General features: G+C 62.0%; 11 protein-coding genes, 2 tRNA genes and 1 riboswitch. Of the genes, 1 reads left to right on the top strand and 12 read right to left on the bottom strand.

Going from position 1 to position 12,225, the window contains the following annotated elements:
- A partial coding sequence (locus tag EPO09_RS15595; RefSeq protein ID WP_290644248.1) for an NAD(P)/FAD-dependent oxidoreductase occupies window positions 1–1,328 on the bottom strand: 1,328 nt, incomplete at its 3' end.
- Window positions 1,329–1,411: 83 nt separating this feature from the next.
- On the opposite strand from EPO09_RS15595, the gene EPO09_RS15590 reads away from it, so the two are divergent.
- The gene (locus EPO09_RS15590) at window positions 1,412–2,065 is read left to right on the top strand and encodes a TetR/AcrR family transcriptional regulator (RefSeq protein WP_290644247.1); all 654 of its coding nucleotides are present in this window, start codon (window positions 1,412–1,414) and stop codon (window positions 2,063–2,065) included.
- Window positions 2,066–2,124: 59 nt separating this feature from the next.
- On the opposite strand, the gene EPO09_RS15585 is transcribed toward EPO09_RS15590, so the two are convergent.
- The 11 genes from EPO09_RS15585 to EPO09_RS15535 form a co-directional block, all read right to left on the bottom strand.
- Window positions 2,125–2,200: transfer RNA gene (locus EPO09_RS15585), tRNA-Asn, on the bottom strand.
- 53 nt (window positions 2,201–2,253) lie between these two features.
- Window positions 2,254–2,329: transfer RNA gene (locus tag EPO09_RS15580), tRNA-Asn, on the bottom strand.
- A 122-nt stretch (window positions 2,330–2,451) separates the two neighbouring features.
- The gene (locus tag EPO09_RS15575; protein WP_290644246.1) at window positions 2,452–4,734 is read right to left on the bottom strand and encodes a TonB-dependent siderophore receptor; all 2,283 of its coding nucleotides are present in this window, start codon (window positions 4,732–4,734) and stop codon (window positions 2,452–2,454) included.
- 6 nt (window positions 4,735–4,740) lie between these two features.
- Window positions 4,741–4,857: riboswitch (TPP riboswitch) on the bottom strand.
- Between the two features lie 5 nt (window positions 4,858–4,862).
- Window positions 4,863–5,939 carry an NAD(P)/FAD-dependent oxidoreductase gene (locus EPO09_RS15570; protein WP_290644245.1) on the bottom strand — a complete coding sequence of 359 codons (1,077 nt, stop codon included), beginning with the start codon at window positions 5,937–5,939 and terminating at the stop codon, window positions 4,863–4,865.
- A gap of 26 nt (window positions 5,940–5,965) precedes the next feature.
- Window positions 5,966–6,289: a ferredoxin FdxA gene (gene fdxA, locus EPO09_RS15565; protein ID WP_290644244.1), complete on the bottom strand. Its 324-nt coding sequence runs from the start codon at window positions 6,287–6,289 to the stop codon at window positions 5,966–5,968.
- Between the two features lie 62 nt (window positions 6,290–6,351).
- Entirely contained in the window at window positions 6,352–7,179 is an 828-nt protein-coding gene (gene cobA, locus EPO09_RS15560; RefSeq protein ID WP_290644243.1) for a uroporphyrinogen-III C-methyltransferase, read from the bottom strand.
- 11 nt (window positions 7,180–7,190) lie between these two features.
- The gene (locus EPO09_RS15555) at window positions 7,191–8,528 is read right to left on the bottom strand and encodes a GTP-binding protein (RefSeq protein ID WP_290644242.1); all 1,338 of its coding nucleotides are present in this window, start codon (window positions 8,526–8,528) and stop codon (window positions 7,191–7,193) included.
- Window positions 8,528–9,487, bottom strand: coding sequence for a sulfate adenylyltransferase subunit CysD (gene cysD / locus EPO09_RS15550; RefSeq protein WP_290644249.1), 960 nt, complete (start codon window positions 9,485–9,487; stop codon window positions 8,528–8,530). Before cysD ends, EPO09_RS15555 begins: the two co-directional genes overlap by 1 nt.
- Before the next feature lie 14 nt (window positions 9,488–9,501).
- Entirely contained in the window at window positions 9,502–10,287 is a 786-nt protein-coding gene (locus EPO09_RS15545; protein ID WP_290644241.1) for a phosphoadenylyl-sulfate reductase, read from the bottom strand.
- A gap of 26 nt (window positions 10,288–10,313) precedes the next feature.
- On the bottom strand, window positions 10,314–10,820 hold the full coding sequence (locus EPO09_RS15540) for a DUF934 domain-containing protein (RefSeq protein ID WP_290644240.1): 507 nt from the start codon (window positions 10,818–10,820) through the stop codon (window positions 10,314–10,316).
- Between the two features lie 20 nt (window positions 10,821–10,840).
- A partial coding sequence (locus EPO09_RS15535) for a nitrite/sulfite reductase (RefSeq protein ID WP_290644239.1) occupies window positions 10,841–12,225 on the bottom strand: 1,385 nt, incomplete at its 5' end.

The raw sequence follows: 12,225 nt of genomic DNA, 5'->3' as shown, positions 1-12,225 counted from the left end.
CACACGGTCTGCTTCATCTCGCGGTGGATCATGGTGGTGTAGTCGTTCTCGGCATCGGCCTTCACTTCGATCGACTTGGCCTTGCGTGTCTGCACCGACTTGATCGCCCGCATGATGTATTCCATCTGCGCTTCGATCACGAAGATGGCCGATGTGTGGCCGATGCCGGTGTTGGGGCCCGTCACCACGAACAGGTTCGGAAAGCCCGGCATGGTCGTGCCCAGATAGGCGCGAGGGAATTCCTTCCACACATCGCCCACTGACTTGCCGCCCTTGCCGATCACCGGGTAAGAGATCACGCCGTCGGTGGCGTCATAGCCCGTGGAGTAGACGATCAGATCGAGGTCGATCTGCTTGCCCTGCATGGTCAGGATGCCGCGTTCGTTGATCTCGGCGATGCCGTCTTCCTTGGGGTGCAGTGCCACATTGGGGCGAGCCAGGGCAGGGTAGAGCGTGCTCGACAGGATGATGCGCTTGCAGCCGATGGTGTAGTCCGGCGTGACAGCGGCCTGCAGTTTCGGATCCTTCAACTGGCGCTTGATGTTCTTGAGTGCGGCCTTCTGGGCCACCACATTGAGCATCGTCTTGGAATACTTGAAGCCGATCACGCGGCTTTCCAGCGACCAGTAGATGATGGTGCGCAGCGTCTTGTAGATCAGCGTGGAGCCCAGCAGCGAGCGCTCGAAATCCGAGAACACACGATCAGGGCGAGGCAGCACCCAGTGCGGTGTGCGCTGGAACACGTCCAGACGGCCCACTTCCGGTGCGATCGCCGGGATCACCTGCGCGGCCGACGCGCCGCTGCCGATGATGGCCACGCGCTTGCCCTTGTAGTTGTAGTCGTGATCCCACGAGTTGGTGTGGAAGCTGTGTCCCTTGAAGGTGTCGCGGCCCTTGAAGTTGGGGATCACGGGTGTGCTCAAGGGGCCGGAAGCATTGATCAGGAACTTGGCCTGGAAGGTGCCAGCGCCATCGGTGTGGATCTGCCAGAGTTGCTGGGCCTCATCCCACTGCACCTTGTTCACGTTGGCATTGAGGCGCACCTTGTCTTCCAGCTTGTGCTTGGCGATCACGTGCTTGGTGTACTCAACCAGTTCGTGTTGCTCGGCAAACATCTGCGACCACTTGTAGGGTTCGAAAGACAGCGAGTACAGCGGCGACTGCACGTCCACCGCCGCGCCGGGGTAGCTGTTTTGGCTCCAGGTGCCACCAATCCAGGCACGGCGTTCCAGCATCAGGAAATCGGTGATGCCATTTTTCTTGAGGTTGATGGCTGCAGCCTGGCCGCCAAAGCCACTGCCAATGATGATTGCGGTGTAGGTCTGCATGTTTTGGCGCTGTTGTGTGAATTGGTAAGTGATGTTGTCTGTCGTCAGTTTACAAGTGAAGTCGATTGTCGTCAAATACGGGGATGACGAAATCCGTGACGAGTGACGACAACAAGGGCCGCGTATATGGGGGGGAGAACCTCGAAGAGCGCCGTACCCGGCGACGCCAGCAGTTCCTAGATGCCGGCTTGCAGGTTTTTGGCACCCTGGGCTACCGGGCTGCCACGGTGCGCATCCTTTGCAAGCAGGCTGAACTGACGGATCGCTACTTCTACGAGTCCTTCGATACGACGGAGGATTTGTTGATGGGTGTCTATCGGCGCGAATGTGCGGCGCTGGAGTCTTGTGTGATCCAGGCCTTGGCTGCTGTGGGTGACGGTGGCGAGTTCATGGGTGCCATCGAGGCGGGCCTGGATGCCGTGTTCACGCATGTGTCGGATCCGCGTGTGGCGCGCGTGATCTGGATCGAAGTCATGGGCATCAGCCCGCGTATCGACAAGATGTACAACGACACCATGGACGGCTTTGGCAACCTGGTGATGACGGTGGCCAGGCAGCGCTACAAGGATCTGGGCACCCAGGATCAGGATGAGATTCGCATGGTGGGGCTGGCTCTGGCAGGGGCCGTGAGTCAGTGCGTGTTGCACTGGTTGCTGGGTGGTTATCGCGAAAGCAAGGCCAGCATGGTGTCAGCTACTTCGCGGGTGTTTCGGGGGTTGATGAGCACTTTGCCGTGAGGGTGCTTCGGGCCCGAAAAACAAAAAGGCCTCAGCGTGTGCTGAGGCCTTTGAATGCTTGGCTCCCCGACCTGGGCTCGAACCAGGGACCTACGGATTAACAGTCCGGCGCTCTACCAACTGAGCTATCGGGGAACAAATCTGCTTGCGCAGCCTTGTGCATGGTGTACACAAGGCGGTGTTAATTTTGGCTCCCCGACCTGGGCTCGAACCAGGGACCTACGGATTAACAGTCCGGCGCTCTACCAACTGAGCTATCGGGGAACAGTTGCTGCCCATACTTGCGTCGTGGGCATCAGCTGAGAACGCGACTATAGCATGGTTTTGATTGGCGACCGGCTGCGTTGTGTGTTTTCGTCAGCCTGCTTCTTGTCATCAGGGCTCAATCAAAAGTCGATCTGAGCCGATGCTGTGAACGTGCGGGCAGGCATAGGGAACAGGTAGATCGCGCCAAACGGGTTGGGCGATTCGCGCCACGCACGGGTATCGAACAGATTGGTCACGCCCAGGCGCCAGGTGATGGTCTGGCTGTTCATGGCCTGGGTGGCCCGCAGGCCGATGTCTACGCGTGTCCAGGCTGGCAGCCTGATCGTGTTTTCTGGATCTACCCAGCGACGGCCTTCGTGGATGACGTCGGCTTGGAGCGTCACGGGCAGAGGCATGGACAAAGCGTAGGCGACAGAAACCTTCAAGGTGTGTTCTGGCACGTTGACCGGGTTCCTGTCGTCAAGGAACACCTGCGCGCTGCCATGGCGCTTGGCGTCCAGGAGCATGCCGCTGCCACCCAGGAGCCACGAGCCTGTACGACCTTGCCAGTAGCCTTCGATACCCTGATGTGTTGACAGGCCGTCCAGCACATAAGTGCTGTTGATGATGTCGGCTTCCGGACGCTTGATGTGGAACCAGTTCAGGCCCCATTGCTGCGACGCCTTGTCCTGGTTGGTCTGACCTTTGACGCCCAGCTCCCATTGACGGCTCTTCATGGTGGGGAGAATCGCGCCAGGGTTGGTGTAGCCGAAGCCATAGGGCGCGGCCTTCAACTCGATGCCCTCGCCCCAACTGACATAGGCGCGTGTTTGCGGCGCGAATGTGTAGGCCAAGGCCATCCACGGCGTGCTCAGCGCGCGGTCATCAGATGCGGGAGCCTCTGTGCCGCCTGTCGGGCTGCTCTCTCTGTGCAATTGGGTGTATCTCACGCCCAGCCATGCCTGCGTGTCGGCGCCAAGCGACAACGCATCCTGCAGTCGCCATTCGGTACTTTGCTCCTTGCGGTTCGACACCACGAACGTTGGCGTTGGTGCAGGTGTCACAGGAACGTACGGATCAGCCAAATTGCTGGGTTCCGGCACCTGGTTGTAGGCCTGTGTTGACAGGCCTGTGCGGAACAAGGAACGCAAGACACCTGCGGTGACGTCGTGTTTGATCGGGCCGGTTTTCACTTGACCTTGTACTTCGGCAAGCAGTGATCGTGTCAGTCGCAGTTCGTTGTCGGATCGGAAGTCATACAAGTCAAAGTTGCCGTTGGCACAATAGACCGCCAACCCCTTGGCGCCATAGGTGCAGCTGTAGCTGTCGCCACTGAGTGGAAATGCCGCGCGATCATTGGATTTCAAGCGTTGTTCACCCAAGGTGATCGAGCTTTTCCAGCCTTGCCCCAGATCGCTGCGCAAACGAACCGTGCCCGTATCGCCTTGCATCTGCACGGGCTGAGACCATGGCTGGTTGTTGAGATTGATGTTGGGGTCGATGTCATGAGCTGATGGCAATTGGTCGCCGAGCAGGCTGAAGCCCGGCACGCTGGGCTGGCTCATGTAGCTGTGCTCGTATTCGGCTTCTACCTTGTGCCCAGGTGCCAACTGTCGATCTGCGGCCAAGGCAAGCAATTGCCGATGCCCGCGCGTGTTGTCCACATGTGTGGCCAGTTTTTCTGCAGCGGCATTCACGCGCAGACCCCATTCGGCCTGCTCGCCAAAGCGATCGCCCAGATCCACGCTGGTCAGCAGGTCCCCCGCATCGGTCAAGGCCACGTTGGCCGTGCGCACGCGGCGATCCGGACGCTTGACGACCAGATTGACCAGCCCACCTGGTGCACTGATGCCAGCTTGCATGCCGCTGGTGCCTTTGAGCAATTCCACGGCGGCCTTGTTGTCCATCGGCAATCGCGTTTCAGCGTTGATGGGCAAGCCTTCGCGGCGATAGTTGTAGGCGTTGTCCAGCGTGAAGCCGCGAACGGTCAGGTAGTCCCAGTAGCCGATCGTGTTGTACGAATCAGTGGTGCTGGCGTCGAGCTTGGTGAGGTCGGCCAGGCGTGTGGCTTGCGCATCCTTCAAGGCGTCTTCGCTGAAGCTTTGCGCCTGCACGGGTTGCTGCCAGGCCGGGCCATCGCCCAGGCCTGCGATGCTGGCGCGGGCTTGGCGTTTGGCGGGGGCGGTCACGTTGACCGAGGGCAGGGTGCGATCATCCGCGTCACTGCTTTGGGCCAGCGCGATGTCCTGCGCGAGCAAGCCCATCACTGCCAAAGCCAGTGGCGACAGGGGGTTGAGCGCCTTGGTAGCGCGGGCGACGGATTTTTGACGGTGCATCTCGAACAACTCCAGCACGATGACAACAGGCAAGGCGTGTTCGGGCTGGAGGCTGCACGTGGCGTTGGCAGGCCTCATGGCGGGCATGGGCTGAACGTGATGCAGACGCTTCCCTACGCGAGCACGACCTCGGTCAGGTTCAAAGGGACTCTCTCAGCGCAGCGCATTCGTTCGTTGCCAAACGAGGCGCCCGCACCCCTAGCGATGGTGGGATTCTACTTCCTGGCCATGCCCAGCCGCTCGTGCAGCAGGGGACTGGTGGTCGTGTAGAGCAAGTGTTGCGGTGCATCAGGATGCACTGCCGCTGCAGCGTGGTGGGCCGCCAACGTGGCTTCATGGAAGCCGCACAGCAGCAGGCGCTTCTTGCCGGGGTAGGTGTTGATGTCACCCACGGCATACAGGCCGGGGATGCTGCTTTCGAAGCTGGCCGTGTTCACGGCCACCTGCTTGCGCTCCAGCGCCATGCCCCAGTTGCTCAAAGGGCCCAGCTTGGGGCTCATCCCCAGGCGGATCAAGAGGTGGTCAAGCGGTACGCTTCTTGTTTGGCTGTCTGCACCCAGGATCTGCAAAGCCTTGACATGGCCTTGTTCGACTGTGGCTTCAGAAGGCATGCCCACGATCAGATCGATCTGGCCTGTGGCGATCAACTCGCGCACCTGGGCGTCCAAAGCCTCGTCGGCCTGGAATTGATCGCGGCGATGCAAGAGGCTGATGCGTGCAGGGCGTTGCGTCAGATCGGGGTGCTGGGCGATGCTGATCGCTGCCGACAAGGCTTCATCCCCGCCGCCATGGATTACCAGATGCTGGGCAGCCCAGGGCGCTGGCGCCTCATCGGCCTCGTGCAGGAAGTGGTGGACGTTGCTGGCTTGCGCCAAACCAGGGAGGTTCAGGGTGCGCGGCACGAAGGCCCCGGCACCTGCCGCGATGAACACCGCTCGTGCGTTGACCTGCAGGCCCTTGTCCGCGTGGATCACAAAGCCGCCGTCAGCCTGTGGCTGCAGTTCGGACACCATGTGCCCCAGATGCAGATTACGCGGTTTGGCGGAAGGCGCATCCGCGGGCATGAAAGGCATGGCTTGCGTCAGCAACTGCTGCGTCAGCTCACGCCCTGTGCACAGGGGCACGCCAGGGATGTCGTAGATGGGTTTGTCGGGGTACAGCGCAATGCACTGGCCCCCGGCTTGTGGCAACACGTCGATGATCTCGGCCTTCAGGCCCAGCAGACCCAACTGGAAGACCTGAAAGAGGCCGACCGGGCCGGCCCCGATGACCAGGGCGTCTGTTTGGATCATCGACGATGCCGCGTGGATGACGGCAATCAGCGGATCAGCTGATCCAGCTTGCCGGTCTTGTCCTTCCACTCGTCAGCTTCAGGCAGCGGCTCTTTGCGCTTGGTGATGCTGGGCCAGCTCTTGGCCAGATCGGCGTTGATCTTGATGTACTGCTGCTGGTTGCCGGGCACGTCTTCTTCAGGGACGATGGCGTTCACAGGGCATTCGGGGATGCAGACCGCGCAGTCGATGCACTCATCAGGATCGATGACGAGGAAGTTGGGGCCTTCGCGGAAGCAGTCCACCGGGCACACGTCCACACAGTCCGTGTATTTGCAGCGGATGCAGGCTTCGGTGACGACGTGGGTCATGTCTGGTCTCTTGAATCGGTTAAAGATGAATAGGGCGAGATTTTACGGGCTCGGCTTGCGCTTTAGCTTTTCGTAAGGTCTCTTGCATCGCCACAAATGGCGATATGGGTCAAAGGATGTTCAGGTAGATCGGTGGCGCCAGCGCCCACGATCACCAGGGTTGGCCGCCCGGCATGCACCGAACTGGCGTCGCCCAGCGTGCCAACCGTGTGCATGGTGTGACGCATATCGGGCCAGCCTGCACGCGACACCACACTGACCGTGGTCTCGGCAGGCCAGCCGGCATCAAGCAGGCCTTTGGACAGCGGGTCAAGCTGGCGGCCAGCCATGTAGAACACTTCCGTGTCCGCACGTTGGCCTGGGCCCATGCCGCATTGCAGATCACCCGTGCGTGTCATGGCTGTGGTGAAACTGACACTGCGGCCGGTGCCGCGGCGGGTCAGCGGGCGTTGGGTGGCAGCTGCAGCAGCCAGGGCAGAGGTCACGCCCGGCACGACTTCGCTGTCGATGCCGGCTTCACGCAGGGCATGCAGCTCTTCTTCCAGGCGACCGAACAGGCTGGGATCACCGCCTTTGAGGCGCGCCACCAAGCCGCGCTCACCGTGAATGGCTCCCACGGCCAAAGACTGCTCCACCAGCAACTGGTTGATGCGCGTCTGGCCGTTGAAGTCGCTGCCTTCCTTGCCGGAAAAGCCCCGCTTGCCCACGTCGATCCATTCCGCCTGAGGGGCCAGATCGCGCAGCGAAGCATCCGCCAGCGCGTCGAACAGGACTACCTGTGCCTGTGCCAGCAAACGGCTGCCACGCACGGTGATCAGGTCCGCCTCGCCAGGGCCGGCGCCAATGAAGACGACCTTGGCGGTCACGAGTGAGCAGGGCTTCTCGGCCATGTCGACGCCTTTCAGGCTGCCTTGACCAGCAGGGCGCCACTGGTGCGGTTGGTCGTGGGGTCGACAACGATCAAGGCACCGCCAACGCGGTTGTCCAGGTAGGGCTCAACAGGCAAGGCTTGCTGCGTCTGGATCTGCACGCGGCCGATTTCGTTGACGGCCAGCTCGCCGGCGTCACGGTCTTCCAGCGTGTGGATGTCCAGGCGGTTGTCGATCGACGTGATGCGCGCCTGCACCCAGCGGTTGCCATGGCGCACCCAGTACTTGCGACCGACCACAGCGGGTTCGGTGTCCAGCCAGGCCAGGGTTGCGGTAAAGCTGTCGGTAGGCTTGATGCTGCCAGGCGTGTGGATCCAGTCGCCGCGCGAGATGTCAACCTGACGGTCCAGCACGATGCCAGCCGATTGGCCCGCTTCGCACGAATCGACAACTTGGGCCGAGTGGCGCACTTCAGCCACGATGGCGGTTTCGCCGCTCGGGAACATCTGCACTTCATCGCCGGCCTTGACGGCGCCATGGGCGATGCGGCCCCAGAAGGCGCGGTATTGGTGGCCGGTGCCCGAAGCGGTGGCTTCACCTTCGCCCACGCTGTCGCGGGTCACGTACTGCACGGGGTGCAGCAGGGCGCCGTCGTGGCGCTCGTCGCTCGGGGGCAGCTCTTCCAGGACTTGGAGCAGCGTCGGGCCTTGGTACCAGGGCCAGTTGGCGCTTGGCGTGGTCACGTTGTCGCCACGCAGGGCGGACACGGGGATCACGCCCTTGCTGTCGATGCCGGCTTGTGCCGCGAAGGCTTCCAGCGAGGCCTTGACGTTGTTGAAGGCGGTTTCAGTGTCCTGCTCGATGGCGTCCAGCTTGTTGATCGCGAACACGATGTTGGGCACGCGCAGCAGGTGAGCCAGCAGGCTGTGGCGGCGGGTCTGGGCCAGCAGGGGCACAGCTGTCGTTTCGGTACGGGCCTTCCAGTCGATCTTGGTGATGTCGACCAGCACCACGGCGGCGTCAGAACCAGCGGCAGCCGTCACCATGTTGCGGGTGTACTGCTCGTGGCCAGGGGCGTCAGCGATGATGAACTTGCGCGTCTTGGTCGCAAAGTAGCGGTAGGCCACGTCGATGGTGATGCCTTGTTCGCGTTCGGCTTCCAGGCCGTCGGTCAGCAGCGACAGGTCGATGGGCGCACCGGCTGCGCGCTTTTCCAGCGCGTCCAGCTGGTCGGCCAGGATGGCGCGGCTGTCGAACAACAGGCGGCCGATCAGGGTGCTCTTGCCGTCGTCAACGCTGCCAGCGGTCAGGAAACGCAGGGCCTTGTGGGCGAGCTCTTCGCGAGCTTCGTTATGGGTCACGGTAGTCATCAGAAATAGCCTTCCTTCTTGCGGCGTTCCATCGAGGCTTCGGACGTGCGGTCGTCCATGCGGGTAGCGCCACGTTCGCTCACGGTCACGTGCAGTGTTTCGGCGACGATGTCAGCCGGGTTGGCCGCATCGGATTCCACCGGGCAGGTGCAGGTCATGTCGCCCACGGTGCGGAAGCGCACGTCCACGGTCTCGACGGTTTCGCCTTCGAGTGCGGGCGTGACATCCGTTAGCGGCACCAGCAGGCCCTTGCGGCGGATCACCTGGCGGGCGTGCTTGAAGTAGATGTTGGGCAGCGGGATGTTTTCGCGGGCGATGTAGAGCCACACGTCCAGCTCGGTCCAGTTGCTGATGGGGAAGGCGCGGAAGTGCTCGCCCGGCTTGATGCGGGTGTTGAACAGGTTCCACAGTTCGGGGCGCTGTTCCTTGGGCTGCCATTGGCCGAAGCTGTCGCGGTGCGAGAAGATGCGCTCCTTGGCGCGGGCCTTCTCTTCATCACGACGGGCGCCGCCGATCAGGCAGTCGAAGCGGTTGTCTTCGATGGCTTCGAGCAGGGTCACGGTCTGATGGCCGTTGCGCGATTCCAGCGGGTGAGCCAGACGCACGGTGCCCTTCTTGATGGACTCTTCCATGTGCGCCACGATCAGGCGCTCGCCTATCTCGGCCACGCGCTTTTCGCGGAACTCGATCACTTCAGGGAAGTTGTGGCCGGTGTCCACGTGCACGAGGGGGAAGGGCAGCTTGCCTTCGAGCTTGCCTTCGGCGTTCTTCATCTTGAAGGCCTTCTCGGCCAGATGCAGCACCACGCAGGAGTCCTTGCCGCTGGAGAACAGCAGGCCAGGGCGCTCGAAACTGGCGGCCACTTCACGCAGGATGAAGATGGCCTCTTCTTCCAGCGCATCCAGGTGGCGGTGGTCCACATCCGCCAGCAATTGGTTCACATCAGTCATAGCTTCAATCTACTTTTCGGGATTCAATTCTTGTGCACGTGCAGGCCGCATTCCTTGGCCTTTTCGTCTTCCCACCACCAGCGGCCGGCGCGGAAGTCCTCACCCACGGCGATGGCACGTGTGCAAGGGGCGCAGCCGATGCTGGGCATGAACTGGTCGTGCAGCGGGTTGTAGGGCACGTGGTTGACGGACACGTAGTGCCACACATCGCCCCAGGTCCAGTCGATCATGGGGTTGAACTTGGCGCGGCCCTTGTCGTCCAGTTCGCGTGCGGCCATGTCGCCACGGTTGTTGGATTGCTCGCGGCGCAGACCGGTGATCCAGGCAGAGCGCTCGGCCAGCATGCGGCTCAGCGGCTCCAGCTTGCGGACGCCGCAGCAGGCCTTGCGCAGGTCGATGCTTTCGTACATGGCTTTCTCGCCGTTCTTCTGCACGAACTCGATCACGGCCTCTTGAACGGGCTTGTAGAGCTCGACGTGGATGCCCATGTCAGCATAGTGCGTCTCGATCGTGCCGATCAGCGAAGCTGTCTCAGGGTTCAGCATGCCGGTTTCCAGCGTACCGATGGCAATGGGCAGGCGATAGCGGGCGATCAGATCGGTCACGATCATGTCTTCCACGCCCAGACTGGTGGCCTGCACAACCTTGCCGTTGTGCTCGATGGCCGCGGCCTTGAGCAGCTCGATCGTGGCGTGCACCTTGTCGGCGTAGGTCGGGCTCGGGTTGTTGTACAGCGCGATGGCCGAACCAGCAGGTGCGGCGCCGCCGATCAGCGACGACACGCCGCCCAGAGAAGAGGATTCGCTCATGTCAGCTCACTCCTTGTGATTCAGACTCAGGCCGCGCGACCAAATACGGGCTTGGTCGCCTTGATGTCGCCCTGGTAGTGGCCGCGGGCTGCAAAGAAGCCCAGGGCACGCTCTGCAGCGGCTCGCTCCTGATCGGCGCGCAGCACCACGGCGTCAAAGCCGGAGCGGGCCATCAGGGGCATCATGTCTACCAACACTTCGCCTGTGGCGCGGATCTCGCCGCCAAAGCGGTAACGGGCGCGCAGGATGTGGGCCTGGCTATAGGCGCGACCGTCCACCCACTTGGGGAACTGCAGTACCACCAGGGCCAGCTTGGCCACGTCGGCTTCCAGCACTTCGATGTCGGTGTCATTGGGCAGGATCACGCCAACAGGCTTGTAATCCGCCGAGCCTTGTGCAGGCCACTGCTCGCGCACGGCATGCCACTGGCCCAGTGTCAGCAGGCTGTAGCTCTTGATCGGTGGGTGAGACATGGGGCCGTCTTCGCCGCCCACGGTGTGCCACTGGTCGTGATGGGTATCGATGAATTTCATGGTGTGTCCTCTCTGCCCGATCAGGCTGCCTTCGCAGTGGAACGGCGAACGGCATTGGCCGCTGCCTTGAACGGGTCGATGCCGATGCGCTTGACGGTGTCGACGAACTTCTCGTTGGCGGCGCGCTGGCCCTTGTAGGTCTCGATCACGGCTTCGATCACGTCGGTCACTTCGTCAGCCGCAAACGAGGGGCCGATCACCTTGCCGACGGCGCTCACAGGCGCGTGGTCGGAGCCATCCGAGCCACCAAGGGTGATCTGGTACCACTCGGTGCCGTCCTTGTCCACGCCCAGGATGCCGATGTGGCCGGTGTGATGGTGGCCGCAGGAGTTGATGCAACCGGAGATGTGCAGGTCGATGTCGCCGATGTCGTACAGCTCGTCCAGATCCTGGTAGCGCTCGATCAGGTCGTTGGCGATGGGGATGGAGCGGGCGTTGGCCAGGGCGCAGAAGTCACCACCCGGGCAGGCGATCATGTCGCTGAGCAAGCCCAGGTTGGCCGATGCCAGCGTGACTGCCTTGGCGGCTTGCCACAAGGCAAACAGCTGGTCTTCGCGCACGAAAGGCAGCAATACGTTCTGGTCGTGCGTGACGCGCAGTTCGCCGCAGCTGAACTGGTCAGCCATGTCGGCAATCGCATCCATCTGCGCATCGGTCACGTCGCCAGGGGCCTGGCCCACGCGCTTGACCGACAGGTGCACGTTCTTGTAGCCCTGAACCTTGTGGCCCTTGACATTGCGCTCCAGCCACTTGCCGAACTGCACCTTGTCAGCGTCGGACGCATCAGCTGGCAGACCATTGCCGGCAGGTGCGTAAGCCTTGACCGCCTCTGGGTAATCGAAGCCAACGTTCACGCGGTCGAACTCGGCCTGTGGAATGATGTGGGCGGCGCCATCGACGTCACGCGTCAGGATGTCGCTGAACTCCTGGTTGACCTGATCGAAGAACTTCTGGCCTTCAGCCTTCACCAGGATCTTGATGCGGGCCTTGTACATGTTGTCGCGACGACCATAACGGTTGTACACGCGCACGATGGCCTCGATGTAGACCAGGATCTGCTGCCAGGGCACGAAGCTGTTGATCACGGTGCCAGTGATCGGCGTGCGGCCCATGCCGCCGCCCACGATCACCTTGAAGCCGACTTCGCCTTCGTCATCCTTGACCAGTTGCAGGCCGATGTCGTGCCAGTAGATGGCCGCGCGGTCTTCCTTGGCGCCGCTGACGGCGATCTTGAACTTGCGAGGCAGGAAGGCGAACTCAGGGTGCAGGGTCGACCACTGACGCAGCACTTCGCAATAGGGGCGGGCGTCGATGATTTCGTCTTCAGCCACACCCACCATGGCGTCGGCCGTGATGTTGCGGATGCAGTTGCCCGAGGTCTGGATGCCGTGCATGTTGACTTCGG

Origin of the sequence: Aquabacterium sp., assembly GCF_004297345.1 — a bacterium.
GTDB lineage: Bacteria > Pseudomonadota > Gammaproteobacteria > Burkholderiales > Burkholderiaceae_C > Aquabacterium.
The sequence above is the reverse complement of the archived record's forward strand: the minus strand, read 5'-3'. Positions and strand labels throughout refer to the sequence as shown.

Coding starts and splice junctions, on each gene's coding strand:
- fdxA (WP_290644244.1), bottom strand. CDS start 6,289: ATGACCCACGTCGTCACCGAAGCCTGCATCCGCTGCAAATACACGGAC.
- EPO09_RS15555 (WP_290644242.1), bottom strand. CDS start 8,528: ATGACTACCGTGACCCATAACGAAGCTCGCGAAGAGCTCGCCCACAAG.
- cobA (WP_290644243.1), bottom strand. CDS start 7,179: ATGGCCGAGAAGCCCTGCTCACTCGTGACCGCCAAGGTCGTCTTCATT.
- EPO09_RS15575 (WP_290644246.1), bottom strand. CDS start 4,734: ATGCCCGCCATGAGGCCTGCCAACGCCACGTGCAGCCTCCAGCCCGAA.
- EPO09_RS15590 (WP_290644247.1), top strand. CDS start 1,412: ATGACGAAATCCGTGACGAGTGACGACAACAAGGGCCGCGTATATGGG.
- EPO09_RS15570 (WP_290644245.1), bottom strand. CDS start 5,939: ATGATCCAAACAGACGCCCTGGTCATCGGGGCCGGCCCGGTCGGCCTC.
- EPO09_RS15545 (WP_290644241.1), bottom strand. CDS start 10,287: ATGAGCGAATCCTCTTCTCTGGGCGGCGTGTCGTCGCTGATCGGCGGC.
- EPO09_RS15540 (WP_290644240.1), bottom strand. CDS start 10,820: ATGAAATTCATCGATACCCATCACGACCAGTGGCACACCGTGGGCGGC.